A 20,736-nucleotide genomic window follows, 5' to 3' on the forward strand; every position below is an offset into this window, starting at 1 on the left:
AGCCCCGGCGCCGCAAACAGCGCTTCACACCACGCGCCGCCCGGGTTCACGCCCTGGCGGCGCGCTACCATGGTTGGCATGAAAGAGCACGACACCGACCTCGCCACCCGCATCGTCCACCATGACTACGTTCCTCCTGCTGGTTTCGTAGCACCCCAGCCGGGGGTCTACAAGGCCTCCACTGTCATCTTTCCCAACGTCGCGGCCATGCGCTCGCGCGAATGGAAGGACAAAAGCGGCTACACCTATGGGCTGCACGGCACGCCCACCACCTTCATTCTGGAAGAGCGCCTGTGTGCGCTGGAGGGCGGCCTGCAGTGCGTGCTGGTTCCCAGCGGCCTTGCCGCCATTGCCAACGTGGCCTTGGCCCTGCTTCAGCCCGGTGACGAAGTGCTGATCCCGGACAACGCCTACGGCCCTGGCAAAGACCTTGCCAATGGTGAACTGGCGCGTTTTGGCATCACCCATGGGTTTTACGATCCGCTCGACCCAGCCGATCTGGCCGCCCGCATCACCCCTGCAACCCGGCTGGTGTGGCTGGAGGCTCCGGGCTCGGTCAGTATGGAGTTTCCCGACCTGTGCGAGCAGGTGCGGATCTGCCGCGCACACGGCGTGATCACCGCGCTGGACAACACCTGGGGCGCGGGTCTCGCGTTTGCGCCGTTTGACCTCACAGGTGATGGCAGCCTGGGGGTCGATATTTCGGCCCACGCGCTCACCAAGTACCCCAGTGGCGGTGGCGATGTGCTGATGGGCAGCGTCATGACGCGGGACCCGGGCCTGCACATGAAGATCAAGCTCACCCACATGCGGCTGGGCTTGGGGGTGGGGGCCAACGACGCGGAGGCTGTGCTGCGCGCACTGCCCAGCATCGGCCTGCGCTACCGCGCCCATGACGAAGCGGCCCGCACTCTGGCGCGATGGCTGCAGCAGCAGCCCGCCATCGCGCAGGTACTGCACCCCGCGCTGGAAGGCGCGCCCGGCCACACACATTGGAAGGCACTGTGTGGCGCCGGGCAGGGCGGGGCGGGGCTGGCAGCGGGCCTGTTCAGCGTGATGATTGATGCCCGCTACACCCAGAAGCAGGTGGATGCGTTCTGCGACGGCCTGCGGCTGTTCAAGCTGGGCTACAGCTGGGGCGGCCCCATGAGCCTGGTGGTGCCGTACAACATCGCCAGCATGCGCAGCCGCCCGTCCGCACACTTGAAGCTGGGCACGCTGGTGCGGTTTTCGATCGGGCTGGAGGCGGTGGAAGACCTGCGGAACGATCTGCAGCAGGCCCTGGAGCACGCCTTCCCGGCAGGCTGAGGCCTGTCTTTTTTGCGCGGGGTGGTAGTTTCCTCAGTGGCGCACCGCCGAGCGCTGGCTTAGTGTGAGTGTTCGCGGGTGTCCCGCTGCCACTTCCACGAACTGCCCGAATGAGCGCCACCCCATCGGATTCCTCCAACCCCCTCCCTGCGTCTGCCGATCCGGCCCAGCAACCGGCGCCAGACACCTCGGTGGCCCAGCCCGTGACCCTGCAGCGCCTGGGGTTGGCGGACCCGTTCCGTTGGCTGGCCAGGGGCTTGCAGGATGTGCGCGCGGCTCCCGGCATTGCCCTGTTTTATGGCGTTTGCTTCTGGTGCATGGCGCTGGTGCTGGGCTGGGTGTTCCGCACCCGGCCTGAATACACCATGTCCCTGGCGAGTGGCTGCCTGCTGGTAGGCCCCTTCTTGGCGATGGGACTGTACGACACCAGCCGTCGGCGCGAGGCGGGGCTCAAGCCCGAGCTGAGCGAATCGCTCACCTGCTGGGACAGCCACATGGGCAGCATGGGCATGCTGGTGCTGGTGCTTGTGGTGCTGGAGCTGCTGTGGGGGCGTGCATCGCTGGTGGTGTTTGCCGTGTTCTTCAACACCGGCATGCCGTCCACCACGGGCGTGCTGCAGGCGGTCTTCAGCCCGCAGAACTGGAGCTTTGTGGCGGTGTACCTCGTGGTGGGCGGCGTATTTGCAGCGCTGGTGTTCTCCACCTCCGTGGTGTCCATTCCCATGATTCTGGACCGAGACACCGATGCGCTTACGGCCGGTATCACCAGCATGCGCGTGGTGCTGGAGAACCCCCTGGTCATGCTGCTCTGGGGCGCACTCATCACCACCATCGTGGTGTTTTCCCTCTGGTTCTGGGGCATCGGGGTGCTGGTGGCCGGGCCGGTTCTGGGCTTTGCAAGCTGGCATGCGTACCGCGCATCGGTCATCCCGCTCCAACGCCCCCCAGCGGGGGCTTGAAAAACCCATGCTGTTACAGTGAGTCTCAACTTCAGGAAGCAATTACCTTGGCAACACCCAACTACGGATACGAAAAACGCCAGCGCGAACTCGCCAAAAAGAAAAAAAAGGAAGAGAAGCTGAGGTCCAAAACACAGCGCAGGCCGGACGATCCGCAAGGCGACGACCAGCCCGCTGACGGCCAGCCCAGCGGCGATGCTGCGGCCCCGGACCAGCCCACAGGCGCTCCCGGCGCCTGAGCCCTCAGCGCAACAGCTTTTTCAGTTCCGGCCACACATTGGCCAGCATCTGCGGATGCGCCTCGGCGCGCGGGTGGATGCGGTCAGGCTGGAACAGGCGGGTCGGATCGGGCCCGTCGGCCACCCCCTTCAGGAAGAAGGGCACCACGGCCACCTTCTGGGCCTTGGCCACTGTGGTGAACAAGCCCGCGAACTTGTTGGCGTAGTCGGTGCCATAGTTGGGTGGCACCTGCATGCCCACCAGCAGCACCTTGGCCCCGGCCTTTTGCGCCGCCTGCGTCATAACCGTCAGATTCTCTTCCGTGTTCTTGAGCGGCAATCCCCGCAGGGCATCGTTGCCGCCCAGTTCAATCACCACATGGCTGGGCTTGTGCTGCGCCAGCAGCGCCGCCAGGCGCGAACGGCCGCCCGAAGTAGTCTCCCCACTCACGCTGGCGTTGACCACCGTAGCGGCCAGCTTTTCCTGGGTCAGTTGTTTTTCGAGCAGCGCCACCCAGCCCGTGCCGCGTGCCAGGCCATATTCGGCGCTCAGAGAGTCTCCCAGCACCAGGATCACGGGCTGGCGCATCGGCGCGGCCGCTGTCTTGGACGTTGCCTGGGCCATGGCGCAGGGCGCCGAAAGCCCCACCAGAAGCCCGATAGAGGCGCGCAGGATAAAGTGGCGCCGTTGCTGATATCGAATCAAAGTAAAGAGCCTTTCATGTCCGAATCCTCTCCATTGCCCAAGACAGCTGCTGCCACACCCATCATTGCCGTGGAGCATGTCTTCAAATCGGTCACGGATTCCACCGGAACCCTCGACATTCTGCGGGATATCGATTTCCGCCTGGCCGCCAGGGAAACCGCCGCCATCGTGGGCGCGTCGGGCTCGGGCAAGAGCACCTTGCTGTCCATCATCGCGGGGCTGGACACCCCCAGCCGTGGCACGGTGCGGCTCGATGGCCACGACCTCTTTGCCATCGACGAGGATGAGCGCGCTGCGCTGCGGGCCCAGAAGGTGGGTTTTGTGTTCCAGAGCTTTCAGCTCATGGGCAACCTCACCGCGCTGGAGAACGTGATGCTGCCGCTGGAGCTGGCCAACCGCCCTGAAGTTCGCAAAAATGCCCGCAAGGTCGCCGCCGACATGCTGGCCCGCGTGGGGCTGGGCCAGCGCCTCTCTCACTACCCCAAGGTGCTCTCGGGTGGCGAACAGCAGCGCGTGGCGCTGGCGCGGGCGTTTGTGGTGCAACCTGCCGTGCTGCTGGCCGATGAGCCTACGGGCAGCCTCGACTTTGCCACCGGCGAAACCATCATGAAGCTCATGTTCGACCTGAACCGCGAGCAGGGCACCACGCTGGTGTTGGTCACCCATGACCGCGCCATCGCTGAGCAGTGCGAGCGGCGTATCACCATCGAAGCCGGGCGGGTCGTGTAAGCGCTATTTGCCGCGCTGAGAGGAAGGCGGAAACCAGGTTTTTGAGTGTTTTTGGCCTCTAGCGCTTATTCATAAAGCGCTAGCAGCTATCAAATTGATAGTTTTCCAAAGCCGGTGCCCTGCGCCAGCAGATAATCCCCCCATGTCCAGCCCCAAAGTTCTCTTCGGCTTTCACGCCGTGGGCGTGCGTCTGAAGACCGCGCCGAAATCCATCATCGAGATTTACTACGAGGCCACGCGGCGCGATGCCCGTATGCGCCAGTTTCTCGACCGCGCCCGCGAGGCCGGTGCCCGCCTGATCGAAGCCGACAGCGTGCGCATCGCCAAGCTGGCTGGCAGCCATGGCCACCAGGGCGTGGCTGCGCGGGTAGAGCCCGTGAAGGTTGCCACCTCGTTGGATGAACTGCTGGAAGACCTGGAAGCCGCCGGCATTGAGCAGCCCCTGCTGCTCGTGCTGGACGGCGTGACCGACCCGCACAACCTGGGCGCCTGCCTGCGAGTGGCCGATGGTGCGGGCGCGCATGCCGTGATCGCCCCCAAGGACCACGCCGTGGGCATCAACGCCACCGTGGCCAAGGTGGCCAGCGGCGCAGCCGAAACCATGCCGTACTTCATGGTGACCAACCTCGCGCGCACCTTGAATGAGCTCAAGGAGCGCAACATCTGGTGCATCGGTACCAGCGACGACGCGCCCAAGACCATCTACCAGGTCGACCTGAAAGGCCCCGTGGCCCTGGTGCTGGGCGCCGAAGGCGACGGTATGCGCCAGCTCACGCGCAAGACCTGCGACGAGCTGGTCAGCATCCCGATGAAGGGCGCTGTGGAGAGCTTGAACGTATCGGTAGCCAGCGGCGTGTGCCTGTACGAGGCGCTGCGCCAGCGCACCTGAAACGCTCTCAGGCGCTCAAGTGCACCGGCGGGGGCCCCAATCCTGCGGGACACGCCGATCAGCCCGCCCGGCGCCGGGGCCGCAGGCGCGCCGCCATCAGAAAAAGCAGCGCAGCCAGTGCCACGGTCGCAGGCTGTGTGAGCGTGGGGATGGTTTGCAAGGGCACCACCGCCAAGCCCTGGGCGGCGGTGTTGTCAGACAGGATGGCCTCGCCCACGGCGGCGGTGCTGGCCACAATCACCATCTGCCCGATGGCGACAGGCGTACCGGCCACACTGCAGATGACGGTGGCGCCTGCTGGCACGGTGTCTCCCGCCGACCAGGCCGCATTTGTACTGTCCAGCACGCAGCCGGTCTGGCTCAGGCCCCCGGGGAGTCCTGAGTCGATGGCGCAGCGCGTGCCACCGACGGCGTCCAGCAGTCCCGCATTGGTGCAGGAAAACGTCCCGGAATAGGGCTGCCCGGAGATCGCTTGCAGCGGCATGCCCGACAGGCTGATGACCATGTTCACCACCGCGATGGTGGTGGTGGCCGTGGCGCTGTTGTTGGCGGTGTGCGCGTCCCCCGGGGTTGCCACCGTGGTGGCGATGGGCACCTGACCCAGGGTGGGCGCCTGGTAGCGGAAGCTCAACGACAGGATCTGCCCGTCGGCCAGCGTGGGGGGCAGGCCCGAGAGGGCCACCGCACAGGTGGCAGCGTCGAAGCCGACCATGGTCACCTCGGGCGGGGCGCTCACCAGTTGCACGGCAGAGGGGCAGTTCAGCGCCGCCCCGATGGCAATGCTGGGTGTCCAGGGTGTCGCTGCGGTACCGCTCAGGTTGGCAAACGATGCCAGGACGGTCACCGATTCACCAGCCAACGCCGTCAGGGGCGCGCTGGCGGTGGTTTGCAGATCCACCGGGCTGATCACCGTGGTGCCGGTGGCCGAGTTGTTGGCGGGCAGGTCATCGGGCACGGGGCCGGAAATCGTGGCGGCCGCAGTCACGGTTCCGGCCGCTGGGGCGGTGTACGAGAACGCCATGGGCGCCGCGGGATCGGCGCCGAGCACCGAAGCGCCGCCTACCAGCGTGGCCGGGAAGCCCGAGAACACGTAGCGGCCTTGGCCCAGCGTGTCCACGCAGGATGCGGACGCACCGGTGGGCAGATTGGAGAAGCTCACTGCCGTATCGGCACAGCTGTGATCCAGGGTCAGGGTGTACTGCAGCCCCGTGGCTGTGTCTGCACCACGGTTCGCAAAAGTCAGGCGCCCCTGCACCCCGCTGCCCGGCTTTGCTGCAGCAGGCACAAAGATGGACGCCGCTGTATCCCGCAGGAGCGGGTCAATCCAGAGCACGCCATTGCCGGCCGGGGATGTGATGTAGGTCCAGAGGTCCAACCCCTTGGCATCGCCCCACCCGCCGGTGGCTGCACAGTCGGCGTTGGCATTGGCGCCGGGCGGCCACCAGCGGTACAGCTGTGGCGAAGCGCCATAGACCAGTGTTGAATCCGCTCCGCCCAAGGCCTGCGCAGGGTCGGAGGCGGGTGGCGGGGAGCCGGGGCAGAGAGTTCCGTTCACCTGACCCACCAGGGTGCCACTCTGGGTGACATAACCCCGGTCATCAAAATAGACGGTGGTATTGCCAGCCTGCGGCCCGTTGAGCTTGGTGATGGTGGGGCCACCGCCAAAGGTCGCCGTGGCGGTGCTGGTGCCATTGCCGTTGTTCTCGGTATCGATCATGGGCAGGTGAATCTCGCCAGCACGCGCGAATGCCCGGTAGGTGTAGGGCGTGGCGCTGGCGGGAAAGGCGATGCCCGCGGCATCGTTGCCATCCCACGGCACATCCTGTGTGCCCGTGGCGGCGATACCCGTGATGACCGCGTTGGCCGTATTGGAGGGGCTGAAATCCACACCGTCGCGGCTCACGACGATCTGGAAGGTGGAGGCACCGGTGATCGAAAGCCGGAACGTGCCGCCCGCACCCGGCAGGGTGCGTGAACCCACGCCGGGCAGGCGCCCGGTGAATGTGGCGGCCGACAGCAAAGGTGACTGGGGCGTGAGCGGAATGCGCAGCGCTGTGAGCACCTTGTTGACCTCGGCCGAGTGGGGGGCTGCGGGGGCGATGCTGCTGAAAAAAATCGGAAACTCCGGCCGCTGGGCCGACAGGCCCGCCGCCAGGTTCGTCACAAACGAGTCGCTGCCGCGCACGCCCTTGTACAGGGGCTGCCCGTTGTCCAGAAACCCCAGCCGGTTGGCATACAGCGCAAAGCCATTGGGATCGAGCCCCGCCAGTGCCTGCGAGTAGCGGTAGCCATCAAGCGTCACGTAGTCGTGGCGCGAATAGACAGGGCGGTTGTTCACCCCCGTGAAGCCCAGCCAGGCGTAGGTGAACAGGCGGCCATTGAGATCGCTGAGACTGCTGGCCGAGGCCCGCACCGTGACGTCCCACGCGGCCACGGTGGAGGTGCTGGGCAGCGGATTGAAGATGTCGGCATTCAGATTGGTGTTGCCACTGGTGGCGGGCATGAACTGCACGCCATAGATCCCGGTGGCGGGAACACGGTAGGCGCAGGGCGCGAACCCGTTGGTGACGGTGGCGCTGCCGTCGGCGCTGTGGGGGCCCGCGAGTTCCTGGTCGCGGGAGTTCAGTTCTCCCAGAGTACTTCCGCCAAAGCTCCCCGGCGGCGGCGTGTTGGATGCGCACGAGAAGTCAGCGCTGGCCGGCAGGGTCTCGTCGCCCGGTGTGCCGAAATCCTGCGGGTTGTAGACCAGGATGTCGCCGCCCGTCGTGCGGTTGCGGGAGCCCAGCAGCACATACTCGCCCGCCTTTGCGTAGACGTACAGGAAGGTGCGGCGCTGGACCTTGCCCACATAGCGGTTGCCTGGCTGGAGGTCCAGGTTGGCGCGGCATCCCCGGTCGAGCGTGTTGGCACAGGTGCCGCCGCTGGTAGGGTAGGTGGAGGGGTACAGCGTACGGCTGCCTTCCGCCGAGGCCTGCGGAGCCGCGCACAGCCCAACGAATGCGCTCAATGCCATGGCTGCAAATGTGCTGTGGCGGCGACAAGCGGGTGCTCCGTCGGACATGTGTGGGTCTCCCTGGTTCATTGTCTGGATGCCTGGAGTGCGGACCCCTGGCGATTCATGAGGCTGGGTGGCTGCGCGGCACAGTCCCCAGGCCGCTGTTCAAAAACTCCTTCAGACATCGCGCCGGGGTGTATTCGGCATGGGTAGGCACTTTAGATACACCGCATGGGTCCGAAGCCAGTCAATCAGCCTGTTCCTTCGCAAGCATGATCAACGGTTGATCCCTCAAAGGGGCATGCCTCAAGTCTCTGGCTTTGCAGGCACATTTTGCTGATGTTGGGCGGCAAGCCGCAAGTGCGTTGGATAGTGGTAGCCGCTTGGCGTTAAACCGTATTGCTTTTTGAACAAGCGACAGACACGCGCACTGCCTTTGGCCCTCATGTAGAAGCAATCTCTGCAACGGAGCGACGCTGGAATGCGAGTGGCAGATGAGCATGCAAGGGGTCAATAGGGGTCAATAGGGGGCAATAGGGGGCAATGACCCTTGCGCACCCCTCTCCACAAGAAGCACTGCGCATGCCCAATGCCCAATGGCGCAAAGTGAGCGCTGTTCTGGTTCAGGCATCGCCGTGGCACAACCAGGGCCGATGCGTGGAAGGCTTGCCCAAGGGGGCGCCCATGTGTAACGGGACGGGGTCATGGGTGTAGGCCAACTGCCCGACTAATGGCCGCCGTGGACATAAGTCGCGCAAATCGCACCGCTGGGCAGACAAGCGCAGTACTGTGGGTCACACAAGATAAGTTTTTGTTTGATTAATGACTTTTAAGTCACCACAGAAGGTTTAACACCATGCCATCCGACAGCACAACCACCCTCACCAAATCAGGATACGCCACACGCGATGCTGCCCCGCTGCTGTCCAAGTTCGGTCGAAAAAATCCCGCCTTGCTGCTGAGCCTGGGGCTTGTTTCCCTGCTGTCCCTGACATACAGCTGTGGCGCATTGGCGGCGACGGCACCGCCGCTGGGTAGTGCCAGCAACTTCGCCATCGTTTCCGACACCTTTACCAACAGTGGAAATCCGACCACGATCAACGGCTCGGTTTGCTACACCACCCCCCCATCCACTGCGCCCACCACAGTGACCGGGATCATCAAAACGCCGTGTGATACCGAGATTGCCGACCAAGGCATTGCGTTGGCGGATCTGGATTCCCAACTGGGCACCTGCATTCCCCTCGGCTCCGCCGTTGATCTCAGTGCCGTCGTTGTGAGCGGCGGCACGCCTGGAGTGATCCCGCCTGGCTGTTATTCCAGCACGGGAGCCATGAGTATTGGCTCGACGGTAACCCTGAACGGTTCTGGAATCTACGTCTTTCGCCCCGGCGCCGGGGCGACGACTGCGGCGCTCAACACCGCCGCCGACTCTATCGTTTCCCTCAATGGTGGCGCTTGCGCCGGCAATGTGTTTTGGGCGCCCACTGCCGCAACCACACTGGGTGCCAACTCCACTTTCATCGGAACGGTCATTGGAAACGCCGGTATGTCCATGGGCGCCGGTGCCACCTTGTCCGGCCGAGCCTTGACGTCGGGCGGAACCGTCACGACGAGCGCCAATGCGATTTCGCTCCCTGGCGTGTGTGCAGCCCCCACCGTGCCTTCGATCACGGTATCCAAAATCTCCAATGGTGGCGTGGGTACGTTTGGCTTCAGCGGCAGCAACGGCTTTGCCAACCAGTCCATCACAACCCTGGCATCCGGCTCGGCCGTGGCTGGGGCGACGCAGACGCTGACCGCAGCGGGTGTCAGCACTTCCATCACTGAAGCAGCGCCACCCTTGGGTTACACCCTGGCTTCCATCAGTTGCACCGGCCTGGGTTCAGGTGGAACGCAGACAAACGACCTCTTGACGCGCACCGTTACGCTGGATGCAGCGGCCACTGCAGCAGGGGCGGCCATCGCGTGCACCTTCACCAACAACTTGGATGGATTCGTGCCGCCCTCGACCATCCCCTCCCTTTCCGAGTGGGCGATGCTGTTCCTCGCCGGACTTCTGGCCATTGCGGGATTTGCTGCAATTCGGCGCAAGGGCCTGTAGGTCGGAAAACCATGGGCGCAGCGACGCAGACAGACGCCGCCGTTGTGCGGTGATCTGCTGATCCACAACGTGCACCGGTGAGCTTCACGGAGTGCGGCGTTGGCTCGCACGATGCCGGGGTGTCGTGCGGTTCGGCACCCTGTGCACTGCAGGCTGCCGTCGCCAAGTACTGCATCCCCCGGAGAGAGCCGGTCCTTTCTGGGTATGTTCTGTCGCGGAACTGACAGCAAGTTTCCCCAGCTGCCGCTAGGCTGCCCACCTTTGCTTTCTTCGGGATCTCCCACACCATGAGCCGTCGTCAATTTCTCTTGCGCGCCACCCAGGCCGTTGCTGCCACTGGCCTGCCCGCATGGGCCCACACGGCCCAGGCCGCCGAAGAAGCACTGACCGCCCGCACCATCAACCTGGGTTGCTCCATCGCACTGACCGGCCCCTTGGGCCAGGCCGGCATCGAGCAGGTGGCAGGCATGAAGGCCGCGTTTGCTGAAGTGAATGCTGCTGGCGGCGTGCATGGCCGCGAAATCCGCATGGACCCCAAGGACGATGGCTATGTGGCTGCACGCACCCTCAAGAACGTGACCGAGATGGTCGAGGCCCAGTCGGTGTTCGCGCTGATCTCGCCGCTGGGCACGGCCAACACGGCATCCATCCTGCCGTTGATCGAATCCAAGGGCATTCCCACCGTGGGCCCGGTGACGGGCGCGACCTCGCTGCGTGCGCCTGAGAACCGCCATGTATTCTTCCTGCGCCCCACCTACCGCGAAGAGACGCAGCGCCTGGTCAAGCAGATCGTGGACATGGGCCTCAAACGCATTGCCGTGGTGTACCTGGACAACCCGTTTGGCAAGGAAGTGCTCAAGGACATGTCCCGCGCGCTGGACGAGATCAAGGTCGAACGCGGTGGCGAGTTTGCACTGGCCGTGGACGGCAAGAACGGCGCTGAGCTGGCCGACAAGGTGGCTGCAGAGCGCCCGGGTGCCGTCCTGCTGGCCACCACGGGCACAGCCAACACCGCGTTTGTGCAGGCCTTCCGTGCCAAGGCACAGGGCGTGCCGCTGGCGGGGCTGTCGGTTACGGTGATCTCGTCCGAGCTGCCCAAGCTGGCTGCGTCCACACGGGGCCTTGCGCTGGTGCAGGTGTTTCCGGACGCGAATTCGCAAAAATCGGTGGTGGTTCGCAAGTTTCAGAGCACCATGAAGGCTACCGGGGCTGACCCGGCCTTCTTGAACAGCGGCAGCGCGCTTGAAGGCTGGCTCAACGGCCAGATCATGATCGAGGGTCTCAAAAACGCGGGCAAGGACCTCACACGCGACCGCCTGCGCGCGGGCCTGGCCAGCATCCGCGCGCTGTCGTTTGGTGACTTCAACGTTGGCTTTGGCAATAAGGCGCCCTACATCGGCTCCGACGCGATCTACCTGGCCGTGTACGCGGAAAACGGGCGCCGGATCAGCTGACCCAGCCCCGTGTCACGCAGGGGTGCCAAGCGCGGCACCTCTGCCATAGGCTACACCCAGCCGATAGCCCCCAGCACCGCCCCGGCGCCCAGCATCCACAGCAGGTGCAGCCTGGTGCGCCACACCAGCACCACGGTCACGGCGCTGAGCAGCCACAGGGGCCAAGCGGTGTCGAAGTTGCCGTGTGCGCGTGTCAGCACCCACGAGGTGGCCAGCAGCAGGCCAATGACCACCGGCGCCATGCCTTGCTTGAAGGCGCGCACCCCGCGCCGCTCGCGGTTGCGGTGGCCCCAGCGGGTGGCCGTCCAGGTCAGCAGGCTGCTGGGCAGCATCACGCCCAGCATGCACACCGCCATGCCCAGGGCGCCCAGCAGCCAGCCTGCAAGGCCCGGGCCGCCTGCGTTGATGCCCACATTCCAGCCCAGCAGCGCGATGAACAGCACGTTGGGGCCGGGTGCAGCCTGGGCAATGGCGATGGATGCGTTGAACTGCGGGTCGGTGAGCCAGGCGTTGCGCTCCACCAGGTAGCGGTGCATGTCGGGCGCGGTGGCAATGGCGCCGCCCACGGCCAGCAGTGACAGCGACAGGTAGTACAGGAACAGGTTGAACCAGTCGCCCGCGCTCAGGGCCGTCAAGGATGTGGTGAGGGTGGTGGCTGCATTCATGGCGCGAGCTTTCTCCACGTCAGCACGCAGGCCGCGCCACCGATCACCGGCAAAATCCAGAACAGCGGCCAGCGCAGCCACGCCATGGCCACGATGGTCAGCCCTGCAAACGCCACACACAGCGGGCGGCCGAGGGGGTGGTTTTTGATCGACACAAACAGCTTGATGCCCACCCCCGCAATCAGCCCCGCCGCCACGGCGCCCATGCCGCGCAGCGCACCGGCCACGGCCGGGTGGCTGGCAAACTGCGCATAGACCACGGCCAGGGCCAGCACCAGGATCAGCGGAAAGGTCAGCATGCCCGCCAGCGCCGCCAACGCGCCGCGCAGGCCGAAGTAGCGGTCGCCAATCATGATGCTGAGGTTGACCACGTTGGGGCCCGGCATGATCTGCGCCACGGCCCAGTCCTCGACAAACTCCTCGTTCGTCATCCAGCGCTTTTTCTCCACCAGCTCGCGCTGCACCACGGCCAGCACGCCGCCAAACCCTTGCAGGGCCAGCCAGGTGAAAGACCAGAACAGATCGGACGGGTTGCGGGGTTGGGGCCGGGGCGGGGATTCCGGGGGCGGGGAGGGCAGATCGGTGGCAGTGGCCATGGAGAAATTGAGTAAAAATGGCTGCTAGCGCTTATCTGGTAAGCGTTGGAAGCTATTAAATCAGGATTGTTTTGGGTGCGCGGCTGGCGCTGCGGTGCACCCCGCACCATGTTACGCGCGCCACACGGGCTGCGCAGGGGATGCGGCCCTCGTCTTGCGGCAAGGCAGGGCCGGTGATTGGTGTGCACGCTGGGGGTTGCGTGCCGCTATGCTGCGTGTCGGCGCAGCGCGGCTCTGGCTGCGGCTGCCACCTTTCGCCGACCCCACCAGGATTTCCCGCCATGAAACTCATCCGTTACGGCCAGCCCGGCGCAGAACGCCCCGGCCTGATCGACGCCACCGGCACGCTGCGCGACCTGTCCATGCTGCTGCCCGACATGGGCCCGGCCCAGCTCAACCCGCGCACGCTTTCTGCCCTGGCCGCCATCGACGCAAGCCGCCTGCCGCCCGTCTATGGCACACCGCGCCTGGGCAGCCCGGTGGCTGGGGTGGGCAAGATCGTGTGCGTGGGGCTCAACTATGCCGACCACGCGCGCGAGGCGGGCCTGCAGCCGCCCGCCGAGCCTGTGTTGTTCATGAAGGCCGTGACGGCGCTCAGCGGCCCCAACGACGATGTGCGCATTCCGCCCGGCGGCGTCAAGACCGACTGGGAGGTCGAGCTGGGCATCGTCATCGGCACCCGTGCGCGCCAAGTGGCCGAGGCCGATGCGCTGCAGCATGTGGCGGGCTATGTGCTGGCCAACGATGTGTCTGAACGCGCCTGGCAGATGGAGCGCGGCGGCCAGTGGGACAAGGGCAAGAGCTACGACACCTTTGCCCCGATCGGCCCGTGGCTGGCCACGGTTGACGAGGTCCCCGACCCGCACGCCATAGACCTGTGGCTGGAGGTCAACGGCCAGCGCGTGCAAAACGGCAGCACCCGCAACTTCATCTTTGGCGTGCCCACCGTGGTGTCGTACATCAGCCAGTTCATGACGCTGGAGCCCGGCGACGTGGTGCTGACCGGCACGCCCGCCGGTGTGGGGCTGGGGCAAAAGCCCGACCCCTGGTTCCTCAAGCCCGGTGATGTGATGCGCCTGGGCGCCACGGGCCTGGGTGAACAGGTGCAAAAGTGCGTGGGGGGATGAGTCGGGCGGTGGGCCTGGTGCGGTTCACACGGCGCAGCGCTCTTGGGGCCGGACCTATTTGCCCAGCTTGCCGATCAGCAGATGGTCCTTGGTTCGCCAGCCAGCCTGCTCCGGGGTGCTGACCCTGAAGATTTTCAGGTCCGCCTGGCTGGCGTGCTTGACGCGGTAGACCTTGAAGCTGGCCTGGTTGGCATAGGCCACAAAGAACCAGATCGCATCGCCGCTGGCCTGGGTGGCGTAGTGCACCTCGTGCCAGCACAGGTCGGCCTGGCTTTCATGCGCCACCTCGCAAATGTGGGCGTCGGCCTGGTTTTCGTATTTCACTTCCAGGATCTTGGCCATGGGCATCCTTTCGGGCGGTGGTTCGGGCGGGGGCTTGTCCTTCCAAGGGTATCCAGACTTTGGGCGCGCCAGCCCCCGGGTTGCCCTGTAGAGATGTAAGATTTTGAGTAAAAACAGGGCCTGGCGCTTGATGGGAAAGCGCAAGCAGCTATCAAATTGGGAGTGCGAGGAGCAACCAGGGCCCGGTGGCGGGTCAGTTCTCCACCTGCACCGACTCTACAAACACCAGCTCGCAGGAATTGGCCCCGGAATCCGACCGTGTGAGCGAACTCGTCCAGCGCCAGCCGCTGGGGTGTGTCACCTCCACCAGCCTGCCGGTGATGCGGATGTAGGCCCCCGCACGGGCCTTTTTGAGCGCCCGCTCCACCACGGGCGTGGCTGCAATCATGTGCATGTTGGCTGACGATTCGATGATCTCCTGCAGCGGGATGGGCGGTTGGTCGCGCCAGGTGTAGCGGTACCAGCGGCCGCCCTGGGTGATGTTCAAGGCTTCGTACACCGCAGGGTCGGCCATGCGCTTCCAGCCCAGGGCCAGGTCCAGCGGGGACAGCTCGGCCTCCTTGCCCACGTAATAGTCTTCGCGCGACAACACCCGTGCGCGCACGGCAAACGTGGCCAGTGGCTTGACCTGGTAGCCCCGGAACTCGAAAGCCGCCTGGCTGGTGGCCTCCTGCACGGGGCTGTCGGCCGGTGGCTGAGAGACAGCGGCCACCCCGTGGTTTTGCAGCCGCTGGTCGGCGTAGTGCACCCTGAGCTTCTCGACGGCAAAAAACGCCACGAGCAGGGCCATGGCGATCTTGAGGAGGGTGGAGACGTTCATGGGCTTTCACCAAAGTCACGGAATTGTGCACAGATGCACCGCCAGGTAACGCCGAAAGGCGCCTCACCGATTGGCGACATCTGCTGACAGCCCGGGGGGCCACCCCCCCGCAGCGGTGGGCCCGGGTGGCGTGCACAGTAGCGGAATGCGCGTGCAACCTTTTCCTCCTCCAGTCTGTGTTCCATGACCGCTGAGCTGTTACCCGCCCTGGGCTTTGTGCTGGTCGGCCTGCTGCTGGTGGTGATGACGCTGACCAGCTCCTTCATCGCGCGCGTGCCGCTCAGCTCGGCCATCCTGTACCTGGCCGTGGGCGTTGGCATTGGGCCCTGGGGGCTGGGCCTGCTGGTATTGGACCCGGTGGGTGATGCCCCGCTGCTGGAGCGGCTGACCGAGATTGCCGTGCTCATCTCGCTGTTTACCGTGGGCCTGAAGCTGGATCTGCCCCTGCGCGACCGGCGCTGGCGCATTCCGGTGCAGCTGGCCACCGTGTCGATGCTGATCACCGTGGGCACCATCACCGCCGTGGGCGTGTGGCTGCTGCACCTGCCGCTGGGCGCTGCCGTGCTGCTGGGGGCCATCCTGGCGCCCACCGATCCGGTGCTTGCGTCCGATGTGCAGGTGTCCGACCCGCAAGACCGTGATCGCTTGCGTTTTGGCCTGACGGGCGAGGGCGGGCTGAACGATGGGGCGGCGTTTCCGCTGGTGATGCTGGGTCTGGGCCTGATGTCGCTGCACGACCTGGGCGAGAGTGGCTGGCGCTGGTGGGCGGTGGACGTGCTCTGGGCCGTGGTGGGTGGCCTGTTGATTGGCTACCTGCTGGGCGTGGTTGTGGGCCGGGTCATTTTGTACCTGCGCATCCGCCACCGCGAGGCGCTGGGCCCGGACGAGTTCATGGTGCTGGGGCTCATCGCGCTGGCTTATGGCGTGGCCTTGTTGTGCCATACCTACGGCTTTCTGGCGGTGTTTGCTGCCGGGTTGGCGCTGCGGCGTGCGGCGGCGGAACCAGCGGCGTCCGTGGCATCACCTGTTCAAGGCGACCACAACGATGGTGAAGCCCCCGTGGCCGCTCAGGCGCCGGGCCACATGATGGAGTCGGTCGAGCGCTTCAACGCCCAGCTGGAGCGCCTGGCCGAAGTGACCGTGGTGCTGGTGGTGGGTGCGCTGCTTTCGGTGGTGGACTTTGGCACCGAGGCGTTGTGGTTTGTGCCCGTGCTGCTGCTGGTGATCCGCCCGCTGGCGGTGTATGCAGGGCTGGTGGGCGCCAAGGTAGAGCGCTCGCAGCGCCGCCTGATCGCATGGTTTGGCATCCGGGGCATTGGCTCCATCTACTACCTCATGTACGCCATCACACACGACCTGCACCCGGTGATTGCGCAGCGCCTGCTGGCGATCACGCTGGCGGTGGTGGTGGCGTCGGTGCTGCTGCACGGTGTGTCGGTGACGCCGCTGATGCGGCGCTACGAGACCCGCAGGAAGACCAAAGCGCAGCGGCCACGGTGAGTTAGCAAGACCGGTTCAATCGAAAATGACCGCTAGCGCTTTATCTGTATGGTTTTGTTGCTATGAGTTTTGCGGTTTTTGGGGGAGGTACGCCCCCCGCTCGCCGCACCTCAGAGGCTGAGAGTTTTCGCGTGCAAGGCGGGCATGGATAAAAGACTCTCAGCCTCTCAGACCCAGGTGTCGTGGCAAGGCACCTGGGCGGGGGCCAGGTTGATGTACTGCACCAGCCGGGGCTGCGTGCCCCGATTGGGGCTGGGGCCATGGGGCAGGGCCTGGTGCCAGATCACCAGATCGCCCGCGCCCGCGCCGATGGGTGTGGCACCCAGCGCATGCAGGTCTTGCTGGCGGGGCTCGACCCCAGCGGGTAGCTGGGCCAGCCAGTCGCCCACCCGGCGGTGAAAACCTGGCACCAGGGTGAGGGCACCTTGTTCGGGGGGCGTGTCGGTCAGGTACAGGATGCCCTGGGTGGCAAAGGGAATAGGCTGGTGCAGGCTCACATCCCAGTGCATGCCCTGGCCGCCGTAGGGGTAGCCGGGGCGTTCTGGAGGGTTGAAGCCACAGCGGTCAGTGCTGCGCCACAGGTCTGCCGTGCCCCACAGCTGCGCAAATGCCTTGTGGATGCGCAGGGAACGTCGGTTGACGTCGAATGCCGGGTGCTGAAACATCTGCACCATGGTGTTGCGCGGGGCGTGGGCGTACCACGACTCCACATCTGCGGGGTCGGCGCGCACGGCTTCCCACACCGCCTGTGCGGCGGCGGCGCTGTGCTCTGGCGTGGTGGCCTGGCGTACCACCACATAGCCATGCTCGTCCCAATGCGCCAGGTCGTCCGCATTCAGCACGGGCTCCATCGCATCGATCCGGGCCTGCAGCTGCAAGGCCGCTTCGGGCGCCGGGCCGCCATCCACAAGGGCTTGAATCCGCGCCACGGTGGCGGCATCGGGCGCGCCCGCCGTGCGCACGATCCAGTCCTCGAAGGCAGCGAACTCCGGGGCCTCGCGCAGCACGTATTGCATGGTCTGCTCCAGCCCCACACCCAGCGCGGCCAGCACGATCTGTGTGCGGTGGGCTTCCGCTTCGGCGCCCTTCAAACCCTGGCCCTGGCGTGCGGCCATCCAGCGTGACCAACAGCGTTTGAGGTGTGGGACCTGCAGGGCGCCCCTGTCCGCATCGGGCGGCAAGGAGCCAGACGTTGTTGGGGGCGTGGTGTTTGGGATCGGGGAGTGCATGGATGGAGCAAATCAAAAAACGGTTCGGGGTCACAAGGCACCGCCCGCGCCGAACCCTGCGCGCAGGCCTGCCGATTTTGCCGCGTGGCCCGCCATCACCGGGCCAGGGCCACATCGCCTGCAAGCCGCTGCGCCACCACATTGCGCACAGACGCCGGGGCGCTCTCCAGCAGGCCGGGCCATTCCGTTTTGGCCCGCGCCACCGTGTCGCGCAACAAGGCCAGGTGCCGGGGCACGCGAAGCAGCCCGGCCGATTTCATCAGGCCTTCCATGTCGTCCCAGGTCAGCGCCCGCAGGGTGTTGTCGATGGCGCGGTTCACGGCATATTGCTGGTCCGGCACGCCCTCAAAAAACGCGGCCACACACACCGGGTCGTACACCGGGGCCAGCTGTGGCACGCGGCCGTCGGGGTAGACCAGGGCCCAGTTTTTCAGGTGCGCGTCGGTGTTGCCCATCAGGATGAAGGCCACCATGCGCGCCAGAAACTCGCGCGTGTCCAACACCGGCTGGCGGCTCAGGCGGTTGAGCACGCGCAGCATGGTGGCCCAATCCTGCAGCGCGCCCTTGCCATGGGTTTTGCCGTATTTCTGGCGCGGCGTGTAGCCAAGCACCTGGTTGAACTCTTCCATGTGCACGCGGGCGCCGCCGGGCAGGTGGTCAAAACGCTGCACGGCCAAAATTTCGTTGAAGGGCACGGCATCGGGCAGGTCGGCCTCGGCCCGGGTGATGACGCGCACATCGGCGCAATGCAGGCCCAGCGCCTTGCACAGCTGGTAGCCGGTGAACTCGTTGGCCACGAGGTCGGGGTGGGCTGTGGTGGGCAGCTTCAAGATCACGCTGCCCGCCGCGCCCTTGCGATGCACCGTGTAGCGGCGGCCGTCCTGCACCGCGCTGAACTTGGTAACCACGCCGGGCAGCGACGCCGCGTCTTCCACCGGGTATTCCACAAACCCCGGCTCCAGCACATCGAGCCCCTGGGTCGTGTGCCAGTGCCGCACCACGTCCGGGATGCCGTCTTGCGCAGGCACGGGCTCCACCTCCAGCGCGCCCATCAGGTCGTGGCCTGCGGCGGCCAGCAGCTCGAACTCGTCATCGGGGCTACAGCCACGCTCGTGCGCAAGCCGCTCGCGGTTGTGGCCCTCGGGCAGCAGGTTCTGAAAATACACCGGCCAGCGCCCATCGGTGCGCACCAGCCGCGCATCCCGCGCCGACGCGAGGATCTGCTGCGTCGCGGCCTCGTCGGCACCCTGAAAGCTCAGCGACAGGGTGGGGCGCTGCGGGTTGCGGATGTAGCTCTCGTCAAACGACACGCGCAGGATGTCGCCGTATTGCGAGAGGTAGCCAATCGGCTCGCTACCGCCCGCCGCCCCGTCCGCCTTTGCCGGGCGGTGCAGGTACAGGCGCAGGTAGCGGATGGAGGTGCTCATGGAGTGTTGCTACCGTCAGCGGCGCAGACCGTCCACCACGGATGGCGGCGCATCCACCCCCTCGGGCTGGCCCAGAAACTTGCCCCCCGACTGGATGAACGCCTCCAGGCTGGGCCGCAGGCTGCTGGGCACGGCAATGATGTCCATGCCCAGCACGCGGGCCATCTCGGCCAGGGTGGAATAGCGCGGATCCAGGTCGCCGCCTTCGGTGCGCTGCACCGTCATGCGGCTAAGGCCCGCGCTTTCGGCAAGCTGGGCCTGGGTCATCTGGTGGGCCTTGCGGGCGGCGGCGAGGGTGGGGATGAGATCGGTAGACATGATTATATTTATACTCTTAATACTAAAAAAGATCATAGTATTTATCTCGCTGCGAGATTTTCGTCACAGCGTAGCGGAAAGTAGTAGGTATGGCCGCGGTAAGTCAGTCCAGTCTCTGCCACTGCTCCTTGGCATTTGATGTCTTAGACACCGGGACTGCCCGGAATGGTGGCAATACAGCGACTGCGGCCACCGGTCTCGGATTGACGAACTGACGCTGTGTGGCTCACAGCGGTAATTGCCCGATCACCTTGGAGTCTTTCATATCGGCCAAGTGCTGGATCGCACTCGAGAAACCGGCCGCCACTCTTGGCTATGACGGCGTGATCTTGCCCGTCTCACACGAGTGAGATGGCGTTGCACCCGGATTCACAGGCGAACTGCAAACTATTGTCAAACGCGGGGTTTGGCCGCACCACCGCCCATCTCACCCGGCCAATCAGCGCCTGCGTCGCTATAGTGCATGGCAACCTACGAAATGGTAGGAACCGGTTTGCCCTGATACCGTATCAACCCGAGGGAATGCGCCATGAGCAGCGTTTTGAAACGAAACAATGTCAAAGTTCTGGGCGACGAAGGCCCTGTGCTGATGTACGCGCACGGCTTTGGGTGCAATCAAGATATGTGGAGCTTGATTACACCTGCGTTCAGAGCTACGCACCGCCAAGTGCTGTTCGACTATGTGGGCAGCGGCGGCTCGGACCGCGCGGCGTTTGACCGGTTGCGGTATGCCGATCTTCGGGGCTACGCGCTGGATGTCCTGGAAGTGTGCGATGCCCTTGGTCTGGACGAGGGAGTGACCTTTGTAGGCCATTCCGTCAGCTGCAGCATCGGCATGCTCGCATCCATCGAGCGGCCTTCGCTGTTTGACCGGCTGATTTTGCTGGGCCCGTCTCCATGCTTTCTGAATGACCCGCCCGGCTACGCGGGGGGCTTCGAGCGTGACGACCTGGAAGGTCTGCTGGCGCTGATGGATCAGAACTACATGGGATGGGCCAACTACCTGGCGCCGGTGGTTGCGGGGAATGCAGGAGCCGGCGACGTGACCAGCACCCTGACAGACAGTTTTTGCTCGACGGACCCGGCAGTTGCAAAGGTGTTCGCCAGGGCCACTTTCTTCGCGGACAACCGGGCTGACCTGGCCAAGGTCTCGCGGCCATCACTGCTATTGCAACACCGCAGCGACACTCTGGCCCCACTTTCCGTCGGGGAGTATCTCCACGCACACCTGCCGGGCAGCACACTGCAAGTGCTCGACGTTGCCGGCCATTGCGCGCACATGAGCAACCCATCTCTCGTGATCAAGGCCATGCGTGACTACCTTGATCACGCTTGCGTCGCTGCCTGACG

19 protein-coding genes are annotated in these 20,736 nt (G+C 65.2%); 10 read left to right on the forward strand and 9 right to left on the reverse strand.

Annotated elements, in window-relative coordinates:
- Window positions 1-69 precede the first annotated feature (69 nt).
- From ACSQ22_RS09830 to ACSQ22_RS09840, 3 genes are all read left to right on the forward strand, one after another.
- Entirely contained in the window at window positions 70-1,308 is a 1,239-nt protein-coding gene (locus ACSQ22_RS09830; protein ID WP_436130178.1) for a PLP-dependent transferase, read from the forward strand.
- 110 nt (window positions 1,309-1,418) lie between these two features.
- Window positions 1,419-2,267, forward strand: coding sequence for a DUF2189 domain-containing protein (locus ACSQ22_RS09835; RefSeq protein ID WP_436130179.1), 849 nt, complete (start codon window positions 1,419-1,421; stop codon window positions 2,265-2,267).
- Between the two features lie 47 nt (window positions 2,268-2,314).
- Window positions 2,315-2,506: a hypothetical protein gene (locus ACSQ22_RS09840; protein ID WP_218301002.1), complete on the forward strand. Its 192-nt coding sequence runs from the start codon at window positions 2,315-2,317 to the stop codon at window positions 2,504-2,506.
- Between the two features lie 4 nt (window positions 2,507-2,510).
- On the opposite strand, the gene ACSQ22_RS09845 is transcribed toward ACSQ22_RS09840, so the two are convergent.
- Complete coding sequence (locus tag ACSQ22_RS09845; protein WP_426308194.1) at window positions 2,511-3,191, reverse strand: arylesterase; 681 nt, start codon at window positions 3,189-3,191, stop codon at window positions 2,511-2,513.
- Between the two features lie 15 nt (window positions 3,192-3,206).
- On the opposite strand from ACSQ22_RS09845, the gene ACSQ22_RS09850 reads away from it, so the two are divergent.
- Together ACSQ22_RS09850 and rlmB are read left to right on the forward strand one after the other, a co-directional pair.
- The gene (locus ACSQ22_RS09850) at window positions 3,207-3,920 is read left to right on the forward strand and encodes an ABC transporter ATP-binding protein (RefSeq protein ID WP_055398119.1); all 714 of its coding nucleotides are present in this window, start codon (window positions 3,207-3,209) and stop codon (window positions 3,918-3,920) included.
- Window positions 3,921-4,062: 142 nt separating this feature from the next.
- Window positions 4,063-4,809, forward strand: a complete 747-nt coding sequence (gene rlmB, locus ACSQ22_RS09855) for a 23S rRNA (guanosine(2251)-2'-O)-methyltransferase RlmB (protein WP_056644258.1) — start codon at window positions 4,063-4,065, stop codon at window positions 4,807-4,809.
- A gap of 58 nt (window positions 4,810-4,867) precedes the next feature.
- On the opposite strand, the gene ACSQ22_RS09860 is transcribed toward rlmB, so the two are convergent.
- A complete protein-coding gene (locus tag ACSQ22_RS09860; protein WP_436130180.1) occupies window positions 4,868-7,870 on the reverse strand; it encodes a hypothetical protein in 3,003 nt (1,000 codons plus the stop codon).
- Window positions 7,871-8,660: 790 nt separating this feature from the next.
- On the opposite strand from ACSQ22_RS09860, the gene ACSQ22_RS09865 reads away from it, so the two are divergent.
- Window positions 8,661-9,908, forward strand: coding sequence for an IPTL-CTERM sorting domain-containing protein (locus ACSQ22_RS09865; RefSeq protein WP_436130181.1), 1,248 nt, complete (start codon window positions 8,661-8,663; stop codon window positions 9,906-9,908).
- Between the two features lie 287 nt (window positions 9,909-10,195).
- Window positions 10,196-11,362, forward strand: coding sequence for an ABC transporter substrate-binding protein (locus tag ACSQ22_RS09870; RefSeq protein ID WP_218301006.1), 1,167 nt, complete (start codon window positions 10,196-10,198; stop codon window positions 11,360-11,362).
- A 50-nt stretch (window positions 11,363-11,412) separates the two neighbouring features.
- Here the strand turns inward: ACSQ22_RS09870 and ACSQ22_RS09875 are convergent, their stop codons facing one another.
- Both ACSQ22_RS09875 and ACSQ22_RS09880 read right to left on the reverse strand, forming a co-directional pair.
- Window positions 11,413-12,027, reverse strand: a complete 615-nt coding sequence (locus tag ACSQ22_RS09875) for a chromate transporter (RefSeq protein WP_436130182.1) — start codon at window positions 12,025-12,027, stop codon at window positions 11,413-11,415.
- Window positions 12,024-12,623, reverse strand: coding sequence for a chromate transporter (locus tag ACSQ22_RS09880; protein WP_431152914.1), 600 nt, complete (start codon window positions 12,621-12,623; stop codon window positions 12,024-12,026). The genes ACSQ22_RS09875 and ACSQ22_RS09880 overlap by 4 nt, the downstream gene beginning before the upstream one ends.
- 281 nt (window positions 12,624-12,904) lie before the next feature.
- On the opposite strand from ACSQ22_RS09880, the gene ACSQ22_RS09885 reads away from it, so the two are divergent.
- Window positions 12,905-13,750, forward strand: coding sequence for a fumarylacetoacetate hydrolase family protein (locus ACSQ22_RS09885; RefSeq protein ID WP_436130183.1), 846 nt, complete (start codon window positions 12,905-12,907; stop codon window positions 13,748-13,750).
- A 54-nt stretch (window positions 13,751-13,804) separates the two neighbouring features.
- Here the strand turns inward: ACSQ22_RS09885 and ACSQ22_RS09890 are convergent, their stop codons facing one another.
- On the reverse strand, window positions 13,805-14,092 hold the full coding sequence (locus ACSQ22_RS09890) for a DUF6150 family protein (RefSeq protein WP_055401176.1): 288 nt from the start codon (window positions 14,090-14,092) through the stop codon (window positions 13,805-13,807).
- 193 nt (window positions 14,093-14,285) lie between these two features.
- Window positions 14,286-14,912, reverse strand: a complete 627-nt coding sequence (locus ACSQ22_RS09895) for a hypothetical protein (RefSeq protein ID WP_436130184.1) — start codon at window positions 14,910-14,912, stop codon at window positions 14,286-14,288.
- Between the two features lie 183 nt (window positions 14,913-15,095).
- Between ACSQ22_RS09895 and ACSQ22_RS09900 the strand changes: the two genes are divergently transcribed.
- Entirely contained in the window at window positions 15,096-16,412 is a 1,317-nt protein-coding gene (locus ACSQ22_RS09900; RefSeq protein WP_436130185.1) for a cation:proton antiporter, read from the forward strand.
- 167 nt (window positions 16,413-16,579) lie between these two features.
- Here the strand turns inward: ACSQ22_RS09900 and ACSQ22_RS09905 are convergent, their stop codons facing one another.
- From ACSQ22_RS09905 to ACSQ22_RS09915, 3 genes are all read right to left on the reverse strand, one after another.
- Complete coding sequence (locus ACSQ22_RS09905) at window positions 16,580-17,527, reverse strand: phytanoyl-CoA dioxygenase family protein (RefSeq protein WP_436130186.1); 948 nt, start codon at window positions 17,525-17,527, stop codon at window positions 16,580-16,582.
- Between the two features lie 209 nt (window positions 17,528-17,736).
- A complete protein-coding gene (locus tag ACSQ22_RS09910) occupies window positions 17,737-19,068 on the reverse strand; it encodes a type II toxin-antitoxin system HipA family toxin (protein WP_436130187.1) in 1,332 nt (443 codons plus the stop codon).
- 15 nt (window positions 19,069-19,083) lie between these two features.
- On the reverse strand, window positions 19,084-19,386 hold the full coding sequence (locus tag ACSQ22_RS09915) for a helix-turn-helix transcriptional regulator (protein ID WP_010458494.1): 303 nt from the start codon (window positions 19,384-19,386) through the stop codon (window positions 19,084-19,086).
- 529 nt (window positions 19,387-19,915) lie between these two features.
- On the opposite strand from ACSQ22_RS09915, the gene ACSQ22_RS09920 reads away from it, so the two are divergent.
- Window positions 19,916-20,734 (forward strand): alpha/beta fold hydrolase, encoded by an 819-nt coding sequence (locus ACSQ22_RS09920; protein ID WP_409860765.1) that lies wholly within the window; start codon window positions 19,916-19,918, stop codon window positions 20,732-20,734.
- The last annotated feature ends 2 nt before the right edge of the window (window positions 20,735-20,736 follow it).

The organism is Acidovorax sp. LjRoot38, assembly GCF_964252975.1.
Taxonomy (GTDB): domain Bacteria; phylum Pseudomonadota; class Gammaproteobacteria; order Burkholderiales; family Burkholderiaceae_C; genus Acidovorax; species Acidovorax facilis.